Genomic DNA, 25859 nt, shown 5'->3' on the forward strand with positions numbered 1-25859 from the left:
GGTGCGTCAACGCCCGCGATGAGCCGCTTCCGTCGATCCACGGCCCTCGGCTTCCTATCAGCAGGTCCAGCCGGAATTACGAGACGATGACCGCACTGTCGATCTTAGTGAACACATTTCCTTGCATGGCGCTTCCGTCCATCGCGGTCACGACGGTCCGGCTCGGCACGTTGACGATCATGGCGATGTCGCGGTATACGACCAGCGAATCCTTCGCCCCTTTGGCGGCAGCCTGGTCGATGGCGTTACCGATCTTCGTCAACGTTTCCGGCTTCAGCGTAATGCCGCGCTGCGCGATGCGCTGTTCGGCATGATGGCTGAATTTGAGCACGTTGCGGTCCAACACTTCTTTAAAGGAAGCATTGCCTCCCGCGTTGTCCGTTTGCGCCGGTTTACGAAACTGCGCGTTCGCGGCGAGATGCAAATGACCGACTTTCATCACGTCATCCATTAACCGCATCACCGCCTTCGCTTTCGTCGGTATCGCCGCCTTCGCTGCCCGCGTCATCGCTTCCGATGGCCACGATGGCGCTCAGGTCGATGTCTTTATCGCCGACTCTCGCGTACTGCACGTTATCCTTGATGACAATGGAATCCACCACGCCGTTCTGAGGAATCATTTCCCCCGTATCCGAATAGTCGTACCATTGCACGTTTTTGCCGATCATCGTAGAGGCCATGCCCAAATTCTGACGAAGCGCCGTTAGTTGATCCGACATGTTCACCAGCTGCTCGACCGAGGTGAACTGCGCCATCTGCGCGATAAAATCCTTGTCCTCCAGCGGCTGCATCGGGTCTTGATTTTGCAGCTGCGTTACGAGGATCTTCAAGAAATCGTCCTTGCCCAAGGAAGTATCCTCCGGCTTATTCGCCGCAGCCTGGACGTTGCTTGAACTGTAATACGGCCATACATTCTGGGTTGAAACGCGATCCGGCATTTGTTCTCGTCACCTCCGTTCCCTTAAACTGCAATCGCGGCCCGCGGCTAGGCGATGGTATGAATGCCCCTGCCCAGTCCCAAGTCCCGGTCGACGGCCTGCTGCGTGGACAGCTCTTCCAAATCAGCCGTGAAATCGATCTCGTCGATGGCATCGTCCTGCGATTTATTGCGCTTCGAGGTTCCCTGGTTTTGTCCTTGTTGGCCCTGTCTGTCCTGGAACATGTTCGGCTGGACCGCCGTTTGGGAAACGACCAGCTTATCGACCTGCAAGCCCTGGGACTGCAACGCGGAGCGTAACTGCGCCATTTGGTTCTCCAGCATGTCCTTCGCCGTGACGGTATCCGTGACGAACTGCGCGGTCAGCGTGCCGTTATGAACGGAAATGTTGACGTTGACTTGGCCCAGGTGCTCCGGAAAGAGCGTTAGCTGCGCTTGGGAAATCCCGTTGCCCGTCGAAACGTTAAACTGCTTCACGACAAGGCCTTGGATCGTCGACGCAAATTGTTGAACGGGTACGGGCTGCGCGATGAGCGGCTTGGCGACCGACGCCAGCTGACGTTGAAGATCCAGGTTGGCTCCCGCGAGCTGCGGATTGATTTCGTTCGCGTCCGCGGCCAGCTTCGTCGATGCCTCCGCCTCGGTTCCCTGTTTCTCCGGCTGCTGCACCACGTTCAGCAGTCCAACGTGAAGAAGCTGATGGGACATGCGCTGAAGATGGGCGTTCCCTTGGATCGGCGTTTGCAGCGAACGGACGGAATCGACAACCTCTGCCGCATTCGCGTTGTTCGCAGCGGCGATCGGGTCGGAAGCGGCTGCAGGTTTTCCTTGCATTAACCGTTCAACCGACGCCAGTTCTTTGCCGATGAGGGCAAGCTGGTCCTTGTTCGCCGACGGCCCTTTCGGGTCTTGCAGCATGCCCCGCAAATCGGTCAGCGCTTCCTGCAAGCCGGCCTTTAACGCGTTCAGCTCTTCCAAATTCGCCACGACGGCTTGCGCCTGATTCGGCACGGCGGTTTCCGCCGCTTGCATGGATGCGGCTTGCGATACGGCCGCGTTCATGTTGGACAGCACGGCAAGCAGCGCGCTTCCCGCATCCGTTCCATTATCGGCGGAGGCATCGCCATCCGACGTTGCTCCAGCTTGAGTGGTCGCAATCGGCTGCTGCAGGAGCGGCACGCCGGCTAAGACGCTAAGCAGATCGTCCAGCTGCTGAAGCGCATCGGCCAGATTGCTCTCCGTCGTCGCCTCCGACAAATCCCCGGCATCGGCGTCATCCAACCGCTGCAGGAGCGCTTCGATCGCGGCCAGCAGATCCTTTGCATCCAGTTTTCCACCGAGCAGCGAAGCCAGTGTCGCGGAAGCCGAAGCCGCTCCTGCCGGAACCGCAGTCTCGCTACCCGCTTGCGCGCTCGCTTCTTTTCCTTGCGAGCCGGCTACCGTCTGAACGAGCGTTTGATTGAAATTTCCGCCATCCGTTCCTTTCGCGGAAGCAGCGCTTGCGGCGCCAGGGCCCGGAGCGGGAGCAGGAGAAGCGTTTGAAATTGGCATTTGCATATTTATCTCACCTCCTTTCGATGAAGGTTGAGCGCTGCTGCATGCGTTACTTTCCGACCATAAGCTTGGATACCAGCTGCGCCGTGATCGCCTTGTTCGCGGTCGACATCTCCGCGACGATCTTGGAGCGAGGCGCATCGTCCACGGCATTCAGGATACGGAGTACTTTGCTAGGGCTGAGGTCCGCCATTTTCAGCAGCAAGTCGGCCGCACTCTTCGGATCCATTTGCGAGAACGTGGAATTCAACTGCGCCGTGCTCAATACCGACGCGGCTTGGTCTTGCGTCGCCGTGGAGCCCTGCTTCTTGATCCTGGCCTGCAGCGCCGCGATCTCGCGATCCTTCACCGTTTTGACGTCTTTCAGCATGATCGTCGCGTCGGCGGCTTTCTTCGGCGTCATTTTCGCGAGCACGTTGGCCCGGTCCTCCGGCCGCATGGCGTCCAGCACCAGCACGGCTTCTTCCGTCTCCATGCTCTCCAAGATCGGTGCCGCCTTGCTTGGCGTCATCGTGGCATACATCGATGCCAATTCGCCGATTTTGCTCTGATACGCCGCATCGTCAAGCAGCTTATCCGCGTTCGCCTGTTTGAGCTCCTCGATCTGCTGCTTGAGATCTTTGACGGATCCGGTCAGTTGGCTTTTTTCGCCAAGCGCTTTGCTGAGTTCGGCTTCCTTCGCCGTAAGCTGGGATTGAAGCTCGGCGATCTTTGCTGTCGCGTTGGCCGATTTGATCGCGTCCTCATTGACGGCCTGACCGTCCTTCACCGCCGGAGCGGGGAGGATACGGCTCAAGAACGGAATGTCGTTCCCGATCTCCAGCGCTTTGTTGCGCAAATCAAAATTGAACAACGTCACAAGCACCCCAAGCAGAATGAGCGTGAATAATATCGGCGTAAAGAAAAACATGAATCGTTCGAATCCGCTATAGCCCTGCTTTTCCATTTCCAAGTCTGCCAAAATAATTCCCTCCCTCGGGCATTGGCTCCCGATTCGCAAAGCTTCTGTTCTCGTTAATGCGCGGCGTGCAAGAACCGAGCGGTCGCAAGCTCATCCAACGCGTTTTGTTCCTTCACCGACATTTCGGACTTGAAACGATGCAGCGCGTGCTCTTTCGATTTCAGCCATGCTTTCTCGTCAACCATTCGATCGGATAAGAATCGCCTGCCCGCTTCCACGGCCGATTCCGCCTTCTTCACGTCGCGAAGCTTGCGCAGGATGCCGTCGTCCAAAAAATCGATATACGTCTGTATCGTCAAGATTTCCGTCAACGGAACCGCGTGCACCGACGCGTTTTGCAGCTTCTCGCTCCAAGCGGCGCGATCTTCGCGCAGTTTCCGAAGACTGAGCTCCTCCTGCGAAAGCTTGCCGACGACTACGGACAACTGCCATTCCGCCTGCGATTTCTCGCTCGTCTTCAAATCGACGATTTTTTGGTAGGCATATTGAAATCGGGTCATGGATCAGTTCAACTCCCGTGGTTGTGGTAAAAATCATGGATCAGTCGATCCCGAGACGCCTCGTATCCGATCTTCTCATCCGTCTTTTGGCGGGTAAACGTCCGAATGGCTTCGTTGGCTTCGATCGCTTCGTCGATTTTTTCGTTCGAACCCCGCTGGTACGCCCCGATATTGATGAGGTCTTCCGAATCTTTATAAATAGCGAGCAGCCGCTTCAATTCATTGGCGGCTTCCTGCTGTTCCTCCGGCACGATTTCCTTCATGACCCGGCTTATGGAAGCCAGAATATCGATGGCCGGGAAATGTCCCTTATGCGCCAAATCGCGGCTAAGCACGATATGTCCGTCCAATATGCCGCGGACCGCATCCGCGATCGGCTCGTTCATGTCGTCGCCGTCGACGAGCACGGTATAGAACGCCGTGATCGTTCCCTTCTGGGCCGTTCCCGCCCGTTCGAGCAGCTTCGGCAAGTTGGCGAACACGGATGGCGTATATCCCCGGGTCGCCGGCGGCTCGCCGATGGCAAGTCCGACTTCCCGCAGCGCCATCGCGTACCGGGTTACGGAATCCATCATGAGCATGACGTTCAAGCCCCGGTCGCGGAAGTACTCCGCGATCGTCGTGGCGATCAGCGCGCCTTTGATGCGGATCAAAGCCGGTTGGTCGGACGTTGCCACGATAACGACGGATCGCGCCAGTCCTTCCGGACCGAGATCCTTCTCGATGAATTCGAGCACCTCGCGTCCTCGCTCCCCGATGAGCGCGATGACGTTCACGTCCGCGGACGTGTTTCGGGCAACCATGCCGAGCAGCGTGCTCTTGCCGACGCCCGACCCGGCGAATATCCCGACGCGCTGTCCCCGGCCGACCGTCAACAATCCATCGATGGCGCGAACGCCGATGCTCAGCGGTTCTTTGACCCGCGGCCGCATGAGCGGATTGCTCGGCTGATTATGCGTGGAATGATGCGGCATCCGGCTGGATATGTAAGATCCGTCGAGCGGCTGACCGAGTCCGTCCAGCACCTTGCCAAGCAGCTCGGAGCCCACTTGCACGCTTAACGGCTTGCCCGTCCCGACCACGTCGCAGCCCGGACCGATCGCTTGCAGCTCGCCAAGCGGCATCAGAATGACTTTGTTGTCGCGGAATCCGACGACCTCGGCTTTCAACGGTTTGGACGACTTGGCCGGATAGATCAGGCACACATCGCCGATGCTGGCATCCGGCCCTTCCGATTCGACGGTCAATCCGATGACTTGCGTCACCTTGCCGTTGACGCGAACGGGATCGATCGGTCTTAAATGCTCGATATAGCGTTCGGGATCCAATCGGTTAGCTTTCATCGGCAGCCCCTCGTTCTTCGGCCAGGACGGCCAGTTGGATCAGCTCGCGCTTGATTTCGGACAGCTGCGTGTCGATCCTGGCGTCGATGCTGCCAAAGGAAGAACGAATGACGCATCCGTAAGCTTTGACCGAGACATCGGGCACGATCTGAAGTTCGGCCTGCGAATCGATAACGAGCGTCAGCTCTTCGCGCGCCGCCTGCACGTAGGCCAGCTGCTGCGGCGACACGCAAAGGGTTATTACCCCTTGTTCGCGCCGGCGCTCCAAGGCTTTGCGGATAATATCGAGCGACCAAGCCGGCTCGACGGTCAATTGCTTCTGAATGATTTTCTCGGCGATAGCCGCGCTAAGCGCGACGACGAAAGGTTCGGCCTCTTGAATGATCTGCTCCTTCGTTTCGTACGAAGAATCGAGAATCGACTTCGCTTCCGTCAGCATCGCTTCCCATTGGGCGCGCACTTCCGCCTCGGCTTGCGCCTTGCCCTCCTGGAATCCGAGCTCATAACCTTCGCGGCGAATCGACGCCATCGTTTCTTCGTCCTGCAGGCGGCGCTCAAGCCACCATTGGTCGATTTGCGCCGTCGCGTCGGCATACATCGTTTCGATGTGCTCGCCGGTTTCCTGGATTCGCTGATTGGCGAATTGTTCGGCGTCATTCAGGATTTGATCGCGAAGCGAGACCGTTTCGGCGCTCGGCCCGGAAGGCTCGTCCTGCTCGGCTGCCGGCTTCACGTAGCGGTTATACCATTCCAGCCGTTTTAAATCTTCAACCGAGATAACGTTGGAAGATTTATACAACTTAGACAATGATATCATCCCCTCCGCCGCGTGCGATGATGATCTCGCCGGACTCTTCCAGACGACGGATCGTCGCTACGATGCGCGTTTGCGCTTCTTCGACGTCACGCAGCCGGACTGGACCCATGTATTCCATTTCTTCCTTGAACGTCTCGGCCATCCGTTTGGACATGTTCCGGAATATCGCTTCGCGCACTTCTTCGCTGGCCACTTTGAGGGCGAGCTGCAAGTCGGCGTTCTCGATATCGCGAATGATGCGTTGGATGGAACGGTTGTCGATGTTGACGATATCTTCGAAGACGAACATCCGTTTCTTGATCTCTTCCGCCAATTCGGGATCTTGAATTTCCAGCGCATCCAGGATCGTGCGTTCCGTGCCGCGGTCGACGCCGTTCAAGATTTGAACGATAGATTCAATACCGCCCGCACTGGTGTAATCTTGAGTAACGGTAGCGGACAGCTTCTGTTCCAGCACGCGTTCCACGTACGATATGACATCCGGCGACGTGCTGTCCATCAGGGCAACGCGGCGCGCCACCTCGGCCTGCTTATCCTGCGGCAGGGACGATAGAATCTGGGACGCCTGTTCCGCTTGAAGATAAGACAGGACCAGGGCGATCGTCTGCGAGTTCTCGTTCTGAATGAAATTCAGGATTTGACCGGCATCGGCTTTGCGCGCGAAATCGAACGGGCGAACCTGCAGCGTCGCCGTCAAGCGGCCGATCACTTCCAGCGCTTTCTGCTCGCCGAGCGCTTTCTCGAGAATTTCGCGGGCATAGGTGATGCCGCCTTGCGAGATGTATTCTTGCGCCACGCAGATTTGATGGAACTCGTTCAATATCGTCTCTTTGTCGATCGTATCCACCTTGCGCACATTCGCGATTTCAAGCGTCAGCTGTTCGATCTCTTCATCCCGTAAATGCTTGAAAATCTGAGCGGAAACTTCAGGACCTAGCGAAATTAACAAAATGGCTGCTTTCTGTCGACCGCTGAAACCTTGTAACTTTGCCATACCAGCCACCTCTATTCTTCAACGAGCCAAGTCCGGAGCAAATTAACGAATTCCTCTGGTTTGCGCTTGGCCAATGTTTCAAGCTGCTTGCGAACTTGACTTTCGTTCTGAACGCTTTCCAGATCGATCGTCGGGTATTCCACTTTCCCCGGTGCCGCCATTTCTTCGACGAGCGCCGCTTGTTTTCTCCGACGAACGACTACGTAGCCAAGTCCGCCGATCAACGCAAGAGCAGCAAGGCCGATTCCGACCAACCAGCCGGTCGAAAGGCCGGATGAAGAAGTTGCGCCGCCGTTGTCGATAAAACTTTGCGCCATGATCGAAACTTTTTTATTGATGAGCGCGTCATTAGTAACATCCTGTCCGGACTCGATCAATTGGGAGCGAATGAGCGACGTCAGAAAATTTGTCGTCTCCGTTTTGGCTTCTGCACTCAACTTTGTCTTTTCCACGCCGATACTAATAGATAGATCTTTGATTACATAAGGGCCGGACTCGATTTGAATGTTGCTTTTGTTGTAATCGTAGTTGGTGGTACGGCTGTTCTCTTCCGAAGTGCCGCCGCTGCTGTCGCTGGCCGTGTAGCCCGGAACGTCGGTTGCGCCCGTTCCCGCGACGCCTCCTGCGGAACCCGCGCCGTCGGTTGCCGATTTGGATGATGTCGACTCGCTGAGCACGATGCCGTTATTGTTGTTGTTCTCGAGCGGCGATACCAATTGCTGATCCGACTTTTTCTTGTCGAAATTGATCGAACTGGATACGTTTACGACCAGGTTGTCCATGCCGACCATCGGACCGAGGAACGATTGGATTTTTTGTTTCAAATCGTTCTCGTATTTATGCTGGATCTGATAGTGCGTCTCGAGCAAATCGCCGCCGATGCCGCCGCCCCCGACTTCGCTCGAAGCGAGCAGCTCGCCTTCGGGACTCGAGATCGTAATGTTTTCCGGTTTAATATTCGGAATCGACGTTTTCACGAGGTTATAATAGCCGTCGACTTCCTTTTGAGCCGGGCGATAACCAGGGCGGAACGTGAGCATGATCGACGCCGAGGCTTGTTCTTTCTCCTCCGTCGTCATGAATGGCGTCGACTCCGGCAGGTTCACCAACACGTTCGACTTCTGAACGCCTTGCATGTCGTTCAACAATCGCTGAATTTCCCCGTTCAACGCGCTGCGGTATTTGACGTCGAACTCCCGGTCCGTCGATCCGAACATCGAGGAACTGTCGTTGAACGATTCAAATCCGATCGACCCGTTGCGCACGATCCCCTGCGATCCGGCCTCGACTTTTACCTTAGCAGCTTCGGCGGTAGGAACCGATATGGTCTGCCCCGCATCGGAAAGCTTGTAAGGAATTTTACTCGCATCCAAATACTCCATGACCGCGGCTGCGTCCGTGCTATCCAAATCGCGAAAAGCGACCTCATAATTCGTTTTCGAAAACAGGACCGTCAGCAGAATGATCGACAAGATGAGGATCGCGGCCGAAGCGCCTAGCCAAATCTTCTGTCTTTTCTCCAATACGTTCCAATATTGAGCGACCTTAGCTCGATATTGGGCAAATTTCTCGTTCACGATTCCACCTCACTGTTGGCTTCTAATGCTTGTCTTGCTGTCATTAGATTTGCATCCGCATGATCTCCTGGTATGCCTCTATCACTTTGTTGCGGATTTGTGAGGTAAGCTGCAGTCCGAGCTCTGCTTGTTCGCTGGCCACCATGACCTGCGAGACGTCCACGTTTCCGAGCAAATATTGATCGTTCATCGTATGTACGTTTTGTTCCTGTGCGCCGACGCCGTCAAGCGCGTTTTGAAGGAAATCACTGAAGGTTTTTGTAATGTCTGCCGGTGAAGAAGAATTGCCGAGGTTGTTGGAAACGACCGGTTTAACGGTCTGGATTTGCACCGGGTTGAGTGTCATGGGGTTAATCAAGGGTATCCCTCCGCGTTATCTCTGTTTATTTACCGATTTCAAGCGCTTTGACAAACATGCCCTTCGATGCATTTAAAGCCGTGACGTTCGCCTCGTACGAGCGCGATGCAGAGATCATATCCACCATTTCCTTCAACACGTCGACGTTCGGCATCTTTACATATCCATTCTCGTCCGCGTCGGGATGCGTCGGATTGTATACCAGCTTCGAAGGCGTCGAGTCCTCCATGATGCGCGTTGCTTTCACGCCGGGAGCGGAATCCGAGCCGTTCATTTGACTATTCAACGTGTCGGCAAACGACTGGGAAGTCGGTTCTAACACGACCATTTTTCGTTTGTAAGGTTCGTAGCGTCCGTTTACGTAAGAGGCTCTTGTCGTTTCTGCATTCGCGATATTCGAAGAAATGACGTCCATCCGAAGACGCTGGGCGGTCAATGCAGAAGCGCTGGCGTCAAACCCGTTCGTTAGTCTCATAATCAGCTTCTCCCTTCGATCCCGATGCGCATCATTTTCACATCATGGTTGATTTGTTGAACGTAGAAGTTGTAATTCAATTGATTCTTGGCCATTAACGACATTTCCCGATCAATATCGACATTATTTACGTCGTTGTTCATCACGCTCGACTCGTCCGTGACGATCTGGGCTTGCGGCGCAGAAACCGATGAACCGATCGGTATATGTCTAGGATTCGTGCGCTTTCCGGCCAGCTGGGGCGTACCTGCGCCCATGTTCTGTTCGAGCAGCTGTTCGAAAACAACGTCGGAACGCTTGAATTTTGGCGTATCTACATTTGCGATATTGTTGGAAATGACACGTTGGCGCATCTCCGCAGCATTCAAGGCGCCCTGTAAGCGACTAAATTCCGGGCCATTCAACAAATTCACCAAAAAACCCCACTTTCGAATTCTTGTGATGTTAATATTCAACAGATTCCCCTGCAATCCTTCTTTGTTCGACAAAGAAATATTAAATAAATGAGAGAGTCTTGTCGAACTTTTCCAACAAACTAATCTTCCCCAACTTCCTAAATTATTACAATAAGAAAAAAGCCCCATCTTTGTCGAAGACGAGGCTTTAATCCGGGCTATTTGCACTAGTTTTTGAATGAAATTGTAATAAAATTGAAATTTTTAGCTTTTATTTTTTTTTAGCTCATGAAGAAGCTGGGTATTCAAGATACGGATATAGGTCCCTTTCATTCCTAAGGACCTGGTTTCGATCACGCCGGCGCTCTCCAGCTTGCGCAAAGCATTGACGATCACCGAGCGTGTAATTCCGACGCGGTCCGCGATTTTGGAAGCGACGAGCAGGCCTTCTTTGCCATCGAGCTCATCGAAGATATGTTCCACCGCTTCAAGCTCGCTGAAAGACAACGAACCTACCGCAACCGCAACGACCGTCCTGCTCCTGGCTTCCTGCTCGATCTCTTCCGCGCGTTCGCGCAAAATTTCCATTCCGACGATCGTGCTGCCGTACTCCGCCAATATCAACTCGTCGTCTCCGAACTGTTCGGAGCTCCGCAGCAGGATCAATGTCCCGAGCCGGTCGCGTCCTCCCACGATCGGGACCACGGTCATGATATCCTGCGCCGCCATCATCGGAAACGACTCCGAGATGCCGATGTCCGACGTGACGTTCGTCGCCGTTTCCTGCATGTTCATGAACCGTTCGTTGCTCTCAAGAGAAAACCGAAGCTCGGCTGCCGGCAGAGCGCGCAGCTGCTCGTGCTGATACGGCCCGGCCGCGGCGCATCCCAGTACTTTCCCCCTGCGGCTGACGACGAATACGTCAGCTTGTATGGTGGTACACAAGACTTCCGCCATCTCTCGGAAATTGAGCGCCCCTCCGGCCGCACGCTGCAGCAGCCGGTTAAGCGTTCTGGTTTTTGCCAATAAAATCATTGCTATTTGCCTCCTACTTTCCCTGTCCGACCCTTACAGTATATATTGACTCAGATCGCGATTTTTCGCAATATTGCCCAGCTTCTCGCGCACATATTCCGGCGTGATGGTCAGATGCTCGAGCGATAGCTCCGGCGCCTCGAACGATAGATCCTCCAGCAGCTTCTCCAAAATCGTGTGAAGACGTCTAGCCCCGATATTTTCCGTGTTTTTGTTGACTTCCGCCGCGATCGATGCCAATTCATGGACGGCTTCGTCGGAGAACGAAATCGTGATGCCCTCGGTTTCGAGAAGCGCCGTGTATTGTTTCGTGAGCGCGTTTTTCGGTTCCGTAAGAATCTTCACAAAATCTTCAAGGTTCAAGTTCGTTAATTCGACACGAATCGGAAACCGTCCTTGCAGCTCCGGAATCAAATCGGACGGCTTCGCCATATGAAACGCGCCGGCCGCGATAAACAGCACGTAGTCCGTTTTAACCGGTCCGTACTTGGTCATAACCGTCGAGCCTTCCACGATCGGCAAAATATCCCGCTGAACCCCTTCCCGGGATACGTCGGGTCCGGAGCCGCGCGACGAACTGGCGATCTTGTCGATCTCGTCGATGAAGATAATGCCCGATTGCTCCGCCCTGGAGACGGATTCGGCGATCACGTCGTCCATATCGATCAATTTGTTCGCTTCTTCCAGCGTAAGCGCTTTGCGGGCTTCTTTGACCGGCAGCTTGCGCTTCTTGGATTTTTTCGGCATCAGTTGGCCGAACAGTTCCTGCATGTTCGCTCCCATGCCCATGCCTTCGTTTCCCTGGCCCGCCAGCATATCCAGCATGTTCGGCGAATTGTCTCCCACTTCGATCTCGATTATTTCATTCTCCAGCTTGCCTGCCGCGAGCTGCTCTTTCGCCTGCTTGCGCCGCTCGACGACCGACGCGCTTTCTTCAGGCTCGGTCTCGGCCTCCTTCGCGCCTGAGGAGTTCCCGAACAGCATTTCAAGCGGATTCTTGGACGACTTCGCCTTCACCGAAGACGGAACCAGCAAGGTGACAATGCGGTCGTTGGCCATGGCCTCCGCCTTATCCTTCACTTTTTCCGTTTTCTCGAGCTTTACCATGCGAATCGCCGTTTCGACGAGATCCCGGACCATGGATTCGACGTCGCGGCCTACATAGCCCACTTCCGTGAATTTCGTTGCTTCCACCTTGACGAACGGAGCGTTAACCAGCTTAGCCAGCCTTCTGGCAATCTCGGTTTTGCCCACGCCGGTCGGTCCGATCATGAGGATGTTTTTCGGCACGATTTCATCGCGGATCGCCTCGTCCAGGCGGCTTCTCCGGTAGCGGTTGCGAAGGGCAACGGCCACGGACCGCTTTGCAGGCTTCTGGCCGACGATGTATTTATCGAGCTCCGTGACGATTTGTTTCGGTGTCAATGCTTCGTTTAGCATCTTATATCCCTCCAATTAGCCTTTCGCTGCCAACCTATTCGATCTCTTCGACAATGATATTCCGATTCGTGAACACGCAAATATCGGCGGCGATTTCCAAAGCCGATTTGACCATGTCCTTCGCTTCCATATGAGGGGCATGCTGACGGACGGCCCGAGCCGCCGCCAGCGCGAAGCTGCCTCCGGAGCCGATGGCAAGAATGCCGTCATCCGGCTCGATGATCTCGCCGCCGCCAGATATAAGCAGCAGGCCGTTCGCATCCATCACGATCATCATTGCTTCCAATTTACGCAGAACGCGATCGGACCGCCAGTCTTTGGCAAGCTCTACGGCGGCACGCTGCAAATTGCCGTGATGCTCCTCCAGCTTCCCTTCGAATTTCTCGAATAACGAAATCGCATCCGCTACCGATCCCGCAAAACCGGCAATGACTTGGCCGCGGTACAAGCGCCGTACTTTCTTGGCGTGATGCTTCATCACCATGCTGTTGCCGAATGTCACCTGTCCATCGCCGGCGATAGCGCCCTTCCCGTTATGCCGAACCGCGCAAATCGTCGTTGCGTGAAATTCCATGTTCATGTGAATGCCCCCTCGTTCATGTGCCGACAGCCGGATTATGTCAATGCAGCCCATGTTCATCATTCGTTAGAATAGCTTGATTATTGAAAAAACTTCAAACAAAGTCAACAGCGGCCGCCGTATGCTCGTTGCTGCCGCTGTTGACTTGTTCTTAGGCCGGCTTGCGGTTAATCCTGCAGTGCCGCTTGTTCCGCGGTTTGGTCGTTCAACTGCGTTTCTTTGAAGCGAGCCAGCTGTTCCAGCGCCCTGGAAGCAATCGCATCATTCTTGTCTTTCTTGCTGCGCATGCGTTTCTCCAGCGGCGGGAAAAGCCCGAAATTCGCGTTCATCGGCTGGAAGTGCTTGAAGTCCGCCGTCGTGATGTACTGCGCCATGCTGCCCAGCGTGGTGTCGGCAGGGAAGACGACCGGCTCCAACCCTTTGGCAACCCGGCCGGCATTGATGCCGGCGATCATGCCGGAGGCGGCCGATTCCACGTAACCTTCCACCCCTGTCATCTGTCCGGCAAAAAACAAGTTTTCGCGCTTTATCGTTTGATAGGTTGGCCGGAGCAGTCTCGGCGAATTAATGAACGTATTCCGGTGCATGACGCCGTAACGAACGAATTCCGCGTTTTCAAGTCCCGGGATGAGTCCGAGCACCCGCTTCTGTTCGCCCCACTTGAGATGCGTCTGGAACCCTACCAGATTGTACAGCGTCCCTGCGGCGTTATCCTGACGCAGCTGAACGACGGCATGCGGCAGTTTGCCGGTATGCGGATTAACGAGACCGACGGGCTTCATCGGCCCGAATAACACGGTTTGCTTGCCGCGGCTGGCCATCACTTCGATCGGCATGCAGCCCTCGAAATACTGCTCCTTCTCGAAATCCTTCACTTCGGCCGTTTCCGCCGTAATGAGCGCCTCATGGAAGCGTTCGAACTCTTCTTCGGTCATGGGACAGTTCAAGTAAGCCGCTTCGCCCTTGTCGTAACGGGAAGCCAAGTACACTTTCGACATGTCGATCGAATCTTTCTCGACGATCGGTGCCGCGGCGTCGTAGAAATAAAAATATTCTTCTCCCAGCAGTCCTTGGATCTGAGCGGATAGACTGGGAGCCGTTAACGGACCCGTAGCAATCAACACGATGCCCTCGTCCGGAATTTGCGTTATTTCTTCCATCCGCACGTCGATGAGCGGATGCTCTTTCAGCGTCCGGGTAATATCCCCGGAAAAGCCGTCGCGGTCCACCGCTAGCGCGCCACCTGCCGGAACGGCATTGCGATCGGCGCTGTCCATGATCAAGGAGTTCATGCGGCGCATTTCTTCCTTGAGCACCCCAACCGCGTTGGTCAAGCCGTTCGCGCGGAGGCTGTTGCTGCAGACCAACTCGGCAAATTGATTCGTATGGTGAGCCGGCGTTTTGGTAGCCGGCCGCATTTCGTATAACGTGACTGGGACGCCTTGCGAGGCGATTTGCCATGCTGCTTCGCTGCCCGCGAGACCCGCCCCGACAACGGTAACTCTTTGTATCTCTGACACTGCGCTTACCTTCCTTTCAATCCCGAGCCTCGGTCTACAATTCCGCGGATTCCGGCTCTTCAACCACTTCTTCGTTGTATTCGCATTGCGTGCAGATCAGCTTCGCGCCGCTGCGGTTGCGTTTCTCGACCATCAAACCGCTGCAATTCGGACAAGGCTTGCTGACCGGTTTATCCCACGATACGTAATCGCAGCCCGGATATTGATCGCAGCCATAGAAGAAACGGCCTTTTTTGCTGCGGCGTTCGATGATTTTGCCTACCTTGCATTTCGGGCATGTCACTCCGATATCCTTGACGATCGGTTTCGTGTTCCGGCAGTCCGGGAAACCGGAGCAGGCGAGAAACTTGCCGAAGCGGCCCATCTTGAATACCATATGTCGGCCGCATTTCTCGCAAATTTCATCGGATATTTCATCCTGCAGCTCGACTTCCTTCATTTCCTCTTCCGCGACTTCCAGCCGTTTCTCGAACGACTCGTAGAAATTGCCGAGCACGCGGACCCAATCTTCCTTGCCGTCTTCCACATGGTCGAGATCTTCTTCCATATGCGCGGTAAACTCCGCATCCAATATTTCGGGGAAAAACTCTTCCATCATCTGAATGACGAGATCGCCGAGTTCCGTCGGGATGAACTTCTTCTCTTCCATCGCGACGTAGCCGCGCTTCTGGATCGTTTCCAGCGTCGGGGCGTACGTGCTCGGCCTGCCGATGCCGATCTCTTCCATCATGCGTACAAGACGCGCTTCCGAATACCTTGGCGGCGGCTGCGTGAAATGCTGCTTCGGCTCAACGGCTTCTGCCGGGATCGACTCTTCCGCGACGAGGGGCGGAAGGAACTTCTCTTCGTCGGTCGTGCCGTCATCGTTGCCTTCGACGTAGATTTTCATGAAGCCCTGGAATTTCACTTTCGATCCGACCGCTCTGAATATAGCACCGTTGCCGACCGTAAAGTCGACCGTCATCGTGTCCAATACCGCAGAAGACATCTGGCTTGCCACGAAGCGTTCCCAAACGAGCTTATACAGCCTGAATTGGTCACGGCTGAGAAATTCCTTCACCGAATCGGGATCGCGTAAAACGGACGTCGGACGAACCGCTTCATGCGCGTCCTGGGCGTTGCTGTTCTTCTTCGCGTATACGCGAGGTTGTTCAGGCGCGAAGGCCGGCCCGTATTTCTCTTCGATATAAGCTTTCGTTTCCTCTTGCGCGACCGGAGAGACGCGCGTCGAATCCGTTCTCATGTAGGTAATGAGACCGACCGTGCCCTCCTTGCCCAAATCGACGCCTTCGTACAGCTGCTGCGCGACCGACATCGTCTTGGAAGCCCGGTAACCGAGTTTTCTCGCGGCCTCCTGCTGCAGGGAGCTGGTCGTGAACGGAGCGGCGGGATTGCGCAGCCGTTCTTTCTCTTTCACCTCGCTGACGGTGAAAGCGGACGTTCCCATCGCGTCCAGCACCGTCTGCATTTCCGCCTCGTTGCCGAGCTCTTTCTTCTCGCCGTTCAGCGAATGAAACTTGGCTTCGAACGTCGTCGCGCCTTTCTTCAGTTGGGCGGTAATGCTCCAATATTCTTCGGGAACGAACGCATCGATCTCGTTCTCCCTGTCGATGATGAGCTTGACCGCTACGGATTGCACGCGCCCGGCCGACAATCCTTTTTTGACTTTCTTCCATAATAATGGGCTGATTTTATAACCGACGAGCCGATCCAGAATCCGACGCGCTTGCTGCGCGTTGACCAAATCCATATTGATGGGCCGCGGCGTTTTGAACGCGTCCTTGACCGCTTGCTTCGTGATTTCGTTAAATACGACGCGACAGGTGTCGCTTTCGTCAATTTCGAGATAATGCGCCAAATGCCAGGCAATCGCTTCTCCCTCGCGATCCGGGTCAGCCGCGAGATAAACTTTTTTCACTTTTTTGCTGGCATCCTTCAATTCTTTCAGGACACTGCCTTTTCCGCGAATCGTTATATATTTGGGATGAAAATCATTATCCACTTCAACGCCGATCTGACTTTTGGGCAAATCGCGGATATGACCCATCGATGCTTTGACGATGAACTTGTTGCCAAGATATTTACCGATCGTCTTCGCTTTTGCCGGTGATTCTACAATGACAAGTGAATCCGCCATGGCTATGCCCTCCTCTCCACTGCTTTTTGCTACAATACACTATATATGGAACCGGGATGCTGTTCAATCTTCCGTTTTATAGTTAAATTTATCAGAACTGAGTGCAAAAGTCCAAACGGAAAGGACGAAAGCTCGTGAAGCTCATCCGTCGTACGCGCCTCTTCTTTCAAAATGCGGTAAATAATCGCTTCATTTTCTGTAAGCGAATCCTCTGATTCTACGGGAACCCGGTTCTCCTCGGACAAGGGCCGATTTTGAAAATCGAGCACGCCTTCGTACTCTTCCATGATATCCTGGAACGTGGCAACAAGCTTGGCTCCCTGTCGGATCAGCCCGTTCGTGCCCGCGCTTTTCGGAGACGAGATCGGCCCCGGAACGGCGAACACGTCGCGAGACATTTCGAGCGCTTGATCGGCCGTAATGAGCGACCCGCTGCGTTCCGCAGCCTCCACGACGACGGTGCCTAAGGACAACCCGGCGATAATGCGGTTTCTAAGCGGGAACAAACCCGGATGAAGAGGCGTTCCGGGCGGAACTTCGGAGACGACCAGTCCCCGTTCTGCGATTCTCCCGTACAGGAACCGGTTCTCGGCCGGATATACGCGATCTACCGGCGTCCCTAAGACGGCAATCGTGCTTCCGGCTCCATTTAGCGCGCCTTCGTGCGCCATGGCGTCTACGCCCCGCGCAAGCCCGCTAACGACGGTGATCCCTTTTTGCGACAGCTTCTCTCCCAACGAAGAAGCCGTTTTTCTACCATAAGAGGTCGGCCCTCTCGTTCCTACGATGGCAATCGAATGCCGTTGAAGCAATTCCAGGCGGCCGATCGCATATAACACCCAGGGCGGCTGAGGCGATTGCCTGAGCAGCTCCGGGTAAGCGTCGTCGTAATAAGTAAGGATGTTTATTCCTCTAATGCTTGCTTCCTGCCGCCTGACCGCGGGATTTACCGATGTAAACGCATTCGTTAACGCATTCGCCTGCTCCGGTTTCAATCCGACAGCGGATATCCAAGCTTCCGGCGAGAATCGCTCGTAATTGGCCCACTGGCCGCACTCGACGGCCTTTCGTACGGATTGCCAGCCTACGCCGGAGGTTTCATGCATCGTGATCAGTGCTTCATTCCGTTTATTCAACTCGTTCATCGAATAACCCAGCCTCTCGTAGGCTTGCATACTATTGTGCTTGAGCAGCAAGGAGAATGCAAGCCGATTTTAGGATCGCAAAAAAAAAGCAACCTCTCCTGCCCGAATCGGGCCATGGAAAGGTTGCTTACCTTCAGTGTTACGATATGCTATTGGCGATAAGCCTTAGTGCGTTTTGCATTTGTCCAGCAAGCCGCGCTCTTCAAGAACGCTGACAAGCGTGGAACCCATCTCGGAAGGCGTTGGAGCTACGCGAATGCCGCATCTCTCCAACGTCTCGATTTTCTCGGCTGCCGTGCCTTTGCCGCCGGAAATAATCGCGCCGGCATGTCCCATGCGTTTTCCCGGAGGCGCCGTTGCGCCGCCGATAAAGCCGACAACCGGCTTCGTCATGTTCGCTTTGACCCATTCCGCCGCTTCTTCTTCCGCCGAACCGCCGATCTCGCCGATCATGATAACCGCGTACGTGTCCGGATCGTCATTGAACATGCTCAAAATGTCGATGAATTCCGAGCCTTTGACAGGGTCGCCGCCGATACCGACAGCGGAGGATTGTCCGATGCCGCGAGTCGTCAATTGATGCACGGCCTCGTAGGTAAGCGTTCCGCTTCGGGAAACGACGCCTACATGGCCTTTCGTGTGAATATAGCCCGGCATAATGCCGATTTTGCATTCGCCTGGGGTAATGACGCCCGGGCAGTTCGGTCCGATCAGGCGCGTTTTGCGGCCTTCCATGTACCGGGTTACTTTGATCATGTCGATAACCGGAATGCCTTCCGTGATACAGATGACAAGATCCAGCTCCGCATCGACGGCTTCCAAAATGGAATCAGCCGCGAATGCCGGCGGTACGTAGATGACCGATGCCGTTGCGCCGGTTTTTGCGACTGCGTCCGCAACCGTGTTGAAGACCGGCAAGGAAACGACCGTGCCGTTCTCAAGCGTAATATCGACGTTGGTTCCGCCTTTGCCCGGCGTTACGCCGCCAACCATTTGGGTACCGTAATCCAGGGCGCCCTTCGCATGAAACAACCCTGTGGCACCTGTGATGCCTTGCGTAATGACTTTAGTATCTTTGCCTACCAAAATGCTCATCGAAACTCACATCCCCTAAAAGAATTCGTATGCCGCCGTATTGCGACAAAATTTAACTTATTTCACAAGCGCGACGATCTTCTGCGCACCGTCGGCCATGGAGTCGGCGGCAACGATGTTTAGTCCGGATTCGTTCAACATTTTTTTGCCGAGCTCGACGTTGGTGCCTTCCAGGCGAACGACGAGCGGACGGTCCAGTCCAAGCTCTTTCGCAGCGGAAATGACGCCGTCGGCGATAATGTCGCATTTCATGATTCCGCCGAAAATGTTGACGAAAATACCCTTAACCTTCTCGTCGGAGAGAATGATTTTGAAAGCTTCGGTTACTTTCTCTTTGGTAGCGCCGCCCCCTACGTCCAGGAAGTTGGCCGGGTCGCCGCCGTAATATTTGATGATATCCATCGTCGCCATCGCAAGACCCGCGCCGTTAACCATGCAGCCGATGTTGCCATCCAGCGCGATGTAGCTCAGATCGAATTTGGACGCTTGGATTTCCTTTTCGTCTTCTTCCTCCAGATCCCGCAGCTCGACGACGTCTTTATGACGGTACAGCGCATTGGAATCGAAGTTCAGCTTGGCGTCGAGCGCCATGACATTGCCGTCGCCGGTTACGACGAGCGGATTGATCTCCGCGATGGAGCAATCTTTATCAACGAACGCCGCGTACAACGAAAGCATGAATTTAGCCGCTTTGTTCACGAGTTCGTTCGGGATGTTGATGGCGTAAGCGAGTTTGCGCGCTTGGAAAACTTGAAGGCCGACGGCAGGGTCGATCACTTCTTTGAAAATTTTCTCTGGCGTGTGCGCAGCGACTTCTTCGATCTCCGTGCCGCCTTCTTCGGAAGCCATCATGACGATGCGGCCGGTTACCCGGTCTACGACGAGACCGATGTAGTACTCTTTCTTAATGTCGCAGCCTTGCTCGATAAGCAAGCGTTTGACTTCTTTGCCTTCCGGGCCCGTTTGGTGCGTGACCAGCACTTTGCCGAGAATTTGGCTAGCGTACTCCCGTACCTCGTCCAAATTTTTGGCGACTTTGACGCCGCCCGCTTTACCGCGTCCACCTGCATGAATCTGCGCTTTCACAACGACAACGGGCGTACCCAGCGATTTCGCCGCCTCTACGGCCTCGTCCACGGAGAATGCCACTTTACCGTCCGGTACGGCAACCCCATATTGCTTCAGCAATTGTTTACCCTGATACTCATGGATATTCATTTACGAAAATCCTCCTATCCGCAGTCAAATCCTACGTATGTACACAAAACCAATAAGTATTGTAACACGATTCGTCATGGCTTTCCTAATTTTTTAAGACAAAAATACAGCTTTTTTGATATCAGTTTCATCTCATATCGATATGAAAGCGGACAATATGCACATCGAATGGAGATGTATTGATATAGATCCTAGTATTACCAAAACCCTTCGAAATATCGATACGGAACGTTTGTTCTCGTCTGATCGAGTTTAGCATGATTATCCGAACGGAGCAAGCGCCTTTGCAATCCTCAGCTCGATTCGTTCGCATCGGCCTAAACTGTTGACAGCTTTTTCGCGTGTCATCTATGATGGTGATAAATATGTTTAGCGACGGACCTGTGAGGAAGCACCTTCGGCCGATAACGGTGAGGTGTTTTTTGTTATGTATATGCAAATTTGCAGCGGCAGCGTGTATGGCGTCGAAGGTCGAATGATTGCCGTCGAAGTCGACATTTCAAGCGGTCTTCCGCAAGTTAACGTGGTCGGCCTGCCGGATCCGGCAGTGAGGGAATCGGTCGAACGCGTCAGGGCCGCGGTGAAAAACTGCGGGTTCGCGTTTCCGATGGAGAGAATCACCGTCAACCTGGCGCCCGCGGATTTAAGGAAAGAAGGGACAGCCTTCGATTTGGCCATCGCCGCGGGAATATTGGCTGCCAGCAATCAGCTTCGCAGCGCGTTGTTTCAGGATTTTCTCGTGCTCGGCGAGCTTGCGTTGAACGGCGAATTACGAGCGGTCCCCGGCGTGCTCGCCATGGTCGAGCAAGCCAAGCTGCGCGGCGTGTCGAAGGTCCTCTTGCCGCGCGGCAACGCGGCCGAAGCCGCCTGCATTGAGGGCATGGAGCTGTATGCCGCCTCCCACTTGCGCGAGTTGGGAGACCCCAAGTCCGACAACCAATCCTGGGAACCCCTCCGCTACGACGCAGCCGCCGAGCGGGAACGGATTACGGTAAATTGTTTCGGAAGCGGAGGTGCCTTCATTCACGGCGATTACGGCGATGTATTGGGTCAGCATCATGCGAAGCGTGCATTGCTGATCGCGGCGGCCGGAAATCACAACGTGTTGCTCGCCGGACCTCCCGGAACAGGCAAAACGATGCTGGCCAAACGAATTCCGGGCATCATGCCCCCGCTTCAGGAAGAAGAAGCGCTGCAAGTGACGAAGATTTACAGCGCGGCCGGAAAACTGCCGGGCGGGATCCCTTCTCTCATGCACGAACGACAATTCCGAAGCCCGCATCATACGATTTCGGCAGCGGGATTAATCGGCGGCGGCTCCATTCCGAGACCGGGAGAAGTGACGCTTGCCCATCGCGGCGTTTTATTTCTGGATGAACTGCCCGAATTCTCGAGAACCGCGCTCGAAGTGCTGCGGCAGCCGCTCGAGGACCGGGAGGTGACGATCGCGCGATCGCGCGCCGTGTTTCGGTTCCCCGCTTCTTTTTTGCTGGCGGCGTCCATGAATCCATGCCCTTGCGGTTACTACGGCCACGACATGGACGAGCAGCGCTGCGTCTGTTCCGAGATTCAAATCGCCCGTTACCGCACCAAGATTTCCGGGCCGCTGCTGGATCGGATCGATATGCATATCGAAGTTCCAAGGCCGCTCACTTCCGAAGGCTTGACGGTTGGAATGACCACGGTTCAGATGCGCGAAATGGTGCTTCAGGCCGTCAGTCGCAAGCAAGAACGGCGCGGCGGACAGACGGAGCTGAGCCAGCTTGCCGGCGCCTCGCTTCGCAAGGCGGTCGAAATGACGAAAGATGCCGATGATTTGCTCCGAAAAGCTTTTGATTCCTTGGGCGTAAGCCTGCGCGCGCACGACCGTATCCTGAAACTCGCCAGAACCATAGCCGATCTCGAGAATGACGACCGCGTGGACAGCCAGCACGTGGCCGAAGCGATCGGCTACAGAAGCTTGGACCGCAAGCTTCAATCGCTATAGTCGGCACTGCTTGTATTCATGCTGCGGAGTAAAATAAAAGGAGATGCCATCAACGGGCATCTCCTTTTTAGCGTAATCCGGATTCCCGCGCCTCAGAACGCCGCCTCCACGTGACGCAGCTCGACGACTTCATACGCATCGGGCTCCCTCCCGCTTTGCGCAAGGGTAATGGCGATGACGTCGAATCGAATACGTATCCCGTGCAGCTTGTTCATCGACAGGTAGACCTCCGCCGTCGAACGGACCTGCAGCTGCTTCCTGGCATCGACCGATTCCACGGCGGTTCCGAATCTGCCGCCGGCCCTGCGCGTGCGGACTTCGACAATGACGATCGTCGACTCCAGCTTCGCCACGATATCCAATTCTCCCGAACGGCAACGCCAATTCCTGTCCAGCAGCAAATACCCTTTATCCAGCAAATAGCCGGCGGCTTCCGATTCGCCGTGAATGCCGATCGCGCGCCTGGCGTCCGGCTTCCCGGTCCGCTCCGGTTTAGTCAAAGCAAGCCACCTCCGGCGCGTTGATCCGAACGGTAAACGAAGGATAATATCTCGGCGACGAGCGTGTACAGTTCAGGAGGAATTTCCTGATCGAGATCCAGTTTCGACAAAACCTCGACAAGCGAAGAATCTTGTTGAACGGGCACCCCGTTCTCCGCGGCCTTCTCCAATATGGCTTCAGCCAATTTGCCTTTGCCTTTCGCTACGATGACCGGCGCGGTGTTCTCGCCCGGCTCGTATTTTAACGCGACCGCTTTTTTGGAGGGCTCGTACGTTTCGGTCTTCGACGATTGACTGCGTCTCTTCGGAGCGCTCATACGCGGACATCCACTCCTTTATACGGTTTTGCGAACCAATCCCGGTCTTCTGCCGTCGCAACCGTTCTTTCGGATGCATGGAACCGGTCCATGAACCGTTCCGGCATCGGTTCGGCCCGCAGCGTCAGCAATTGATACCCTGCGTTGGCAAGGGCCGCGGTTAACTCGGAGCGCGAAGATTCGATCAGCTGTTCAGAAGCGGGGTGGTCGTTCCAGACATGCAGGTTGACGATTTTATTGACGACCTGTACGTCAACCACCGTTTCGCCCATCGTCTTCATTCGCAAATCGAACAACAGTCGGCAGTTATCGCCATCCAGCTCCCCTTTGCGTCCTCTCCTCGTCTGGATATGAACGGATGCCGTTTGGCTGCCGTCCGGTCCCTTCATCGGGATGAACAGGGTTACGTGGGAGAACAATGAACCGTTTTTTTCCGGCGAAAGCAGCAGCTGCTGACCGGTAATATGCGACACGAGCTGCTGCGCGGTATCGCGAAGCTGTTGAGGTACGTCATCGCTCGCGGCAATGGTCAATAAAGCGCTCTTCAGCGTGTCGGCCGTGCTGGATTTCGTCCCTTCGCCATTCGGCGCGGCGCTGTCCTGGATGATGGATGCCAATGCGGTCGTTTGCTGCTGGTTCCGATCGAATAGGAGCGATGCGGCGCGTTCTTGACCGGCTGACGCAGGCATCCGAGCTTCGCTCGCCGTCTTCATAACATGTGGTGACTGCTCATCCTCTGCTGCATGCGGTACTGTAGCGGAGGCCTTTGACGAAGCATGCGCTTCTTGCTGAATGGTCGCCGTCGCCAGCATCCGCTCATGGTCGACGCCGATCCATTTCATCATTTGTCCTACCCAGCTGGTGCCGCTGCCAGCCTGAGCAGTTGTCCGCGCGGCGCCCGAACCTCCTGGTTGCCCAAGATTTGATGCTTGCGGGGCCGACCCTGTGTTCCTTCGGTCGTTTGCAACAGCCGAATTGCTTTGCTGCCGCGACGGCACACTTTCCGGACGTGCGAGAGACTGCTGCAAAGCACGGCCTGCTGGCGCATGTCCTACATCCGACACCGCTTCCCCGAAAACTTGTTGCTGCCCGCTGCTTAAGTTTGCTGGCGCTCCTGCTTGCTTTGAAGCACCGGCCGTGGCAGCAGTTTCGCTAAGTTGCGGCAATATCGCATGATCTATACTGACCTTCTGTCTTCCTCCGATTGTCGAAGCCGAACCATCGACAGGCAGCTTGCCGGAGTTCATTCCCTCCGCCACTCCGTTGGCGGCGCCAGCGGCGGCCGGCTGCGCCGACGCCGAGCTGCGCGCGCCCGGAGCGGCAGCCGCGCCGGCCGCTCCCCGGGGCGCCGGCTCCGCCCCGGCGCCCCCAAAACCCGCGGGCGGCTTCGCCCCGCCCGCCTGCTGCGCTTCGCGCATCAGCGCCGCGCCTTCGGCCAGCAGCGCCTGCAGCTTCGCTGCGGCCGCTTGCGCCGCCCCGGGCGGCTGCGCGGACCCTGCCGCGGCCTGCCCACCGGCAGGGTCGCTCCAAGCGGCAAGACCCGCCTCCAGCGCCTCCAACAGCGCATGCGCCGGCGGACCGGCAAGAACCTGCTGAAGCGCGCCGATCGTCGCGCCCGTCATCGGCAACCCGCGCTTGAAAGCCAGCGCGGCCGCCCGCATCCAAGACCGCGCGTCGCCGCCGTCCGGCATGGCGGCGAGCGCGGCTCTGAATTGCCCCGCCGTCTCGCGGGTCAAAACGACGCCGTCCTTGCGCAGCTCCCCGACCAGATCCGCGGACGCCTTCGTATCGGGCAAGCCGAGCGCCTTGATCCATTCCTTCACGCTCGCTTCCGGAATCGCCGCCGTTTTCGGATCCGCCGGCTTCAAGACAAGCGCGCCGTCGGCCGATTCGGGCTGCACCTGCAGCAAGACGGCCTTTCCCGGCTCCAGCGGGGTATCGAGCTTAGCCTGAACGGGCGTGCCGTTGATTTGCACGATCCCCTCCCGATCGCCGGTCATTTTCACCAGGACGCCGCGTACCGTTTGCCCGACCTTAAGCTCCAGCGCCTTGCCGTCGCCGGGCTGAGCATCGCCGATAAGGCCCTTCATTAATTGTCCGATCGACATCGACATTCGCCGCACATCCTTCCACTCGCACGATACCTATAGCTCTTTATCGGCCAACCGCGCCCTCGTCTGAACCCCTGGGCGACAAGGCGAGCTGGACGCACAGCAAAACGACGAGCTTAGAAGAGCGCCGCATTGGCGATTCTTGCGAATTGGTCATGTACAGCGCTTACGGGGCCGCCAAGCGATTCCTTGCCTAAACCAGGCCGTCGATATTTAAAACAACGCCTGCTGCTCCGCGAACAGCTTCCCCAGAAAACTTTGCCGGTGCATCGGACTCGGACCGTGCTCCAACAGCTTTTCCCGGTGCAGCTTGGTTGCGTAGCCTTTATGTATGGCGATGCCGTAAGCAGGATAAAGCTTGTCCCATTCGTCGCGGCATAACCGGTCCCGCGTGACTTTCGCGAGGATGGAAGCCGCCGCGATGGACTGGCTTCGCGCATCCCCTTTAATGATGGCCAGCTGCGGCAGCGCGATGTCCACCTTCTCGGCATCCACCAGCAAATACGCCGGCTGTACGCCCAGCGTCTCGACCGCCTGTTTCATCGCGAGCCTCGCCGCCTGCTTGATGTTGATGTCATCCACGACGGACGAATCCACGCGCGACACCGCCCACGCTTCGGCGCAGTCGACGATCTGCCAGTATAACTCCTCCCGCTTCTTCTCCGACAGCTTCTTGGAATCGTTGATGCCGTCCAAAACCAGTCCCTCCGGCAAAATCACCGCTGCCGCGACGACGTCGCCGAACAAGCAGCCGCGACCTACCTCGTCGATGCCGGCTAAGCTGCGGTATCCCTGCTCCCACAACGGTTTCTCGAATTCGTCCAACATTCGGTTCTCCCCCTTGTTCCCCTTAAGCTCGCTTG

At 55.8% G+C, this 25859-nt stretch carries 25 protein-coding genes; 1 reads left to right on the forward strand and 24 read right to left on the reverse strand.

The genetic code is table 11. From position 1 onward, the window contains the following. Positions 1-76: 76 nt before the first annotated feature. From GT019_RS01120 to sucC, 20 genes are all read right to left on the reverse strand, one after another. Entirely contained in the window at positions 77-451 is a 375-nt protein-coding gene (locus GT019_RS01120; protein WP_161740344.1) for a TIGR02530 family flagellar biosynthesis protein, read from the reverse strand. Next, positions 444-938: a flagellar hook capping FlgD N-terminal domain-containing protein gene (locus GT019_RS01125; protein WP_161740346.1), complete on the reverse strand. Its 495-nt coding sequence runs from the start codon at positions 936-938 to the stop codon at positions 444-446. The genes GT019_RS01120 and GT019_RS01125 overlap by 8 nt, the downstream gene beginning before the upstream one ends. 47 nt (positions 939-985) lie before the next feature. Next, positions 986-2494: a flagellar hook-length control protein FliK gene (locus tag GT019_RS01130; RefSeq protein WP_161740348.1), complete on the reverse strand. Its 1509-nt coding sequence runs from the start codon at positions 2492-2494 to the stop codon at positions 986-988. 46 nt (positions 2495-2540) lie between these two features. Next, entirely contained in the window at positions 2541-3452 is a 912-nt protein-coding gene (locus GT019_RS01135) for a MotE family protein (RefSeq protein WP_161740350.1), read from the reverse strand. Positions 3453-3505: 53 nt separating this feature from the next. Next, entirely contained in the window at positions 3506-3952 is a 447-nt protein-coding gene (gene fliJ / locus GT019_RS01140; protein ID WP_161740352.1) for a flagellar export protein FliJ, read from the reverse strand. 8 nt (positions 3953-3960) lie between these two features. Further along, entirely contained in the window at positions 3961-5295 is a 1335-nt protein-coding gene (fliI, locus tag GT019_RS01145) for a flagellar protein export ATPase FliI (protein WP_161740354.1), read from the reverse strand. After that, a complete protein-coding gene (locus GT019_RS01150) occupies positions 5285-6103 on the reverse strand; it encodes a FliH/SctL family protein (RefSeq protein WP_161740356.1) in 819 nt (272 codons plus the stop codon). The genes fliI and GT019_RS01150 overlap by 11 nt, the downstream gene beginning before the upstream one ends. Next, on the reverse strand, positions 6096-7106 hold the full coding sequence (fliG, locus tag GT019_RS01155) for a flagellar motor switch protein FliG (RefSeq protein ID WP_161740359.1): 1011 nt from the start codon (positions 7104-7106) through the stop codon (positions 6096-6098). The genes GT019_RS01150 and fliG overlap by 8 nt, the downstream gene beginning before the upstream one ends. A gap of 11 nt (positions 7107-7117) precedes the next feature. Beyond that, positions 7118-8683, reverse strand: coding sequence for a flagellar basal-body MS-ring/collar protein FliF (gene fliF, locus GT019_RS01160; protein WP_161740361.1), 1566 nt, complete (start codon positions 8681-8683; stop codon positions 7118-7120). 43 nt (positions 8684-8726) lie between these two features. Beyond that, positions 8727-9041 carry a flagellar hook-basal body complex protein FliE gene (gene fliE, locus GT019_RS01165; protein ID WP_235946592.1) on the reverse strand — a complete coding sequence of 105 codons (315 nt, stop codon included), beginning with the start codon at positions 9039-9041 and terminating at the stop codon, positions 8727-8729. A 25-nt stretch (positions 9042-9066) separates the two neighbouring features. Beyond that, positions 9067-9516 (reverse strand): flagellar basal body rod protein FlgC, encoded by a 450-nt coding sequence (gene flgC / locus GT019_RS01170; RefSeq protein WP_161740363.1) that lies wholly within the window; start codon positions 9514-9516, stop codon positions 9067-9069. 2 nt (positions 9517-9518) lie between these two features. Next, positions 9519-9929, reverse strand: a complete 411-nt coding sequence (flgB, locus tag GT019_RS31700) for a flagellar basal body rod protein FlgB (RefSeq protein ID WP_161741458.1) — start codon at positions 9927-9929, stop codon at positions 9519-9521. A 246-nt stretch (positions 9930-10175) separates the two neighbouring features. After that, on the reverse strand, positions 10176-10946 hold the full coding sequence (codY, locus tag GT019_RS01180; protein WP_161740365.1) for a GTP-sensing pleiotropic transcriptional regulator CodY: 771 nt from the start codon (positions 10944-10946) through the stop codon (positions 10176-10178). A 33-nt stretch (positions 10947-10979) separates the two neighbouring features. Further along, positions 10980-12386 carry an ATP-dependent protease ATPase subunit HslU gene (gene hslU, locus GT019_RS01185; protein ID WP_161740367.1) on the reverse strand — a complete coding sequence of 469 codons (1407 nt, stop codon included), beginning with the start codon at positions 12384-12386 and terminating at the stop codon, positions 10980-10982. Positions 12387-12420: 34 nt separating this feature from the next. After that, positions 12421-12966 (reverse strand): ATP-dependent protease subunit HslV, encoded by a 546-nt coding sequence (gene hslV / locus GT019_RS01190; RefSeq protein ID WP_161740369.1) that lies wholly within the window; start codon positions 12964-12966, stop codon positions 12421-12423. 167 nt (positions 12967-13133) lie between these two features. Then, positions 13134-14486: an FADH(2)-oxidizing methylenetetrahydrofolate--tRNA-(uracil(54)-C(5))-methyltransferase TrmFO gene (gene trmFO, locus GT019_RS01195; RefSeq protein ID WP_161740371.1), complete on the reverse strand. Its 1353-nt coding sequence runs from the start codon at positions 14484-14486 to the stop codon at positions 13134-13136. Positions 14487-14520: 34 nt separating this feature from the next. Then, a complete protein-coding gene (topA, locus tag GT019_RS01200) occupies positions 14521-16623 on the reverse strand; it encodes a type I DNA topoisomerase (protein WP_161740373.1) in 2103 nt (700 codons plus the stop codon). 29 nt (positions 16624-16652) lie between these two features. Continuing rightward, the gene (gene dprA, locus GT019_RS01205) at positions 16653-17768 is read right to left on the reverse strand and encodes a DNA-processing protein DprA (RefSeq protein ID WP_201755183.1); all 1116 of its coding nucleotides are present in this window, start codon (positions 17766-17768) and stop codon (positions 16653-16655) included. Positions 17769-17933: 165 nt separating this feature from the next. Beyond that, positions 17934-18863, reverse strand: a complete 930-nt coding sequence (gene sucD, locus GT019_RS01210; protein ID WP_161740375.1) for a succinate--CoA ligase subunit alpha — start codon at positions 18861-18863, stop codon at positions 17934-17936. Between the two features lie 57 nt (positions 18864-18920). After that, positions 18921-20081: an ADP-forming succinate--CoA ligase subunit beta gene (gene sucC / locus GT019_RS01215; protein WP_161740377.1), complete on the reverse strand. Its 1161-nt coding sequence runs from the start codon at positions 20079-20081 to the stop codon at positions 18921-18923. A gap of 427 nt (positions 20082-20508) precedes the next feature. Here sucC and GT019_RS01220 point away from each other — a divergent pair, with 427 nt between their 5' ends. Further along, entirely contained in the window at positions 20509-22068 is a 1560-nt protein-coding gene (locus GT019_RS01220; RefSeq protein ID WP_161740379.1) for a YifB family Mg chelatase-like AAA ATPase, read from the forward strand. Positions 22069-22160: 92 nt separating this feature from the next. Here the strand turns inward: GT019_RS01220 and GT019_RS01225 are convergent, their stop codons facing one another. From GT019_RS01225 to GT019_RS01240, 4 genes are all read right to left on the reverse strand, one after another. Continuing rightward, a complete protein-coding gene (locus tag GT019_RS01225; protein ID WP_161740381.1) occupies positions 22161-22568 on the reverse strand; it encodes a YraN family protein in 408 nt (135 codons plus the stop codon). Beyond that, complete coding sequence (locus tag GT019_RS01230; protein WP_161740383.1) at positions 22565-22885, reverse strand: EscU/YscU/HrcU family type III secretion system export apparatus switch protein; 321 nt, start codon at positions 22883-22885, stop codon at positions 22565-22567. Before GT019_RS01230 ends, GT019_RS01225 begins: the two co-directional genes overlap by 4 nt. Continuing rightward, positions 22882-24999: a flagellar hook-length control protein FliK gene (gene fliK, locus GT019_RS01235; protein WP_161740385.1), complete on the reverse strand. Its 2118-nt coding sequence runs from the start codon at positions 24997-24999 to the stop codon at positions 22882-22884. Before fliK ends, GT019_RS01230 begins: the two co-directional genes overlap by 4 nt. 210 nt (positions 25000-25209) lie before the next feature. Then, positions 25210-25824: a ribonuclease HII gene (locus GT019_RS01240; protein WP_161740387.1), complete on the reverse strand. Its 615-nt coding sequence runs from the start codon at positions 25822-25824 to the stop codon at positions 25210-25212. Positions 25825-25859 lie beyond the last annotated feature (35 nt).

The organism is Paenibacillus glycinis, from assembly GCF_009909185.1.
GTDB classification, from domain to species: Bacteria; Bacillota; Bacilli; order Paenibacillales; family Paenibacillaceae; genus Paenibacillus_Z; species Paenibacillus_Z glycinis.

Excerpts from the sequence above, each read along its gene's own strand:
- codY (WP_161740365.1), bottom strand. The coding sequence starts at position 10,946 with ATGATTTTATTGGCAAAAACCAGAACGCTTAACCGGCTGCTGCAGCGT.
- hslU (WP_161740367.1), bottom strand. The coding sequence starts at position 12,386 with ATGCTAAACGAAGCATTGACACCGAAACAAATCGTCACGGAGCTCGAT.
- sucC (WP_161740377.1), bottom strand. The coding sequence starts at position 20,081 with ATGAATATCCATGAGTATCAGGGTAAACAATTGCTGAAGCAATATGGG.
- fliJ (WP_161740352.1), bottom strand. The coding sequence starts at position 3,952 with ATGACCCGATTTCAATATGCCTACCAAAAAATCGTCGATTTGAAGACG.
- GT019_RS01220 (WP_161740379.1), top strand. The coding sequence starts at position 20,509 with ATGTATATGCAAATTTGCAGCGGCAGCGTGTATGGCGTCGAAGGTCGA.
- GT019_RS01120 (WP_161740344.1), bottom strand. The coding sequence starts at position 451 with ATGGATGACGTGATGAAAGTCGGTCATTTGCATCTCGCCGCGAACGCG.
- fliK (WP_161740385.1), bottom strand. The coding sequence starts at position 24,999 with ATGTCGATGTCGATCGGACAATTAATGAAGGGCCTTATCGGCGATGCT.
- hslV (WP_161740369.1), bottom strand. The coding sequence starts at position 12,966 with ATGAACATGGAATTTCACGCAACGACGATTTGCGCGGTTCGGCATAAC.
- flgC (WP_161740363.1), bottom strand. The coding sequence starts at position 9,516 with ATGAGACTAACGAACGGGTTTGACGCCAGCGCTTCTGCATTGACCGCC.
- fliI (WP_161740354.1), bottom strand. The coding sequence starts at position 5,295 with ATGAAAGCTAACCGATTGGATCCCGAACGCTATATCGAGCATTTAAGA.
- topA (WP_161740373.1), bottom strand. The coding sequence starts at position 16,623 with ATGGCGGATTCACTTGTCATTGTAGAATCACCGGCAAAAGCGAAGACG.
- sucD (WP_161740375.1), bottom strand. The coding sequence starts at position 18,863 with ATGAGCATTTTGGTAGGCAAAGATACTAAAGTCATTACGCAAGGCATC.
- GT019_RS01125 (WP_161740346.1), bottom strand. The coding sequence starts at position 938 with ATGCCGGATCGCGTTTCAACCCAGAATGTATGGCCGTATTACAGTTCA.
- GT019_RS01240 (WP_161740387.1), bottom strand. The coding sequence starts at position 25,824 with ATGTTGGACGAATTCGAGAAACCGTTGTGGGAGCAGGGATACCGCAGC.
- fliG (WP_161740359.1), bottom strand. The coding sequence starts at position 7,106 with ATGGCAAAGTTACAAGGTTTCAGCGGTCGACAGAAAGCAGCCATTTTG.
- dprA (WP_201755183.1), bottom strand. The coding sequence starts at position 17,768 with ATGAACGAGTTGAATAAACGGAATGAAGCACTGATCACGATGCATGAA.
- GT019_RS01230 (WP_161740383.1), bottom strand. The coding sequence starts at position 22,885 with ATGAGCGCTCCGAAGAGACGCAGTCAATCGTCGAAGACCGAAACGTAC.
- GT019_RS01130 (WP_161740348.1), bottom strand. The coding sequence starts at position 2,494 with ATGCAAATGCCAATTTCAAACGCTTCTCCTGCTCCCGCTCCGGGCCCT.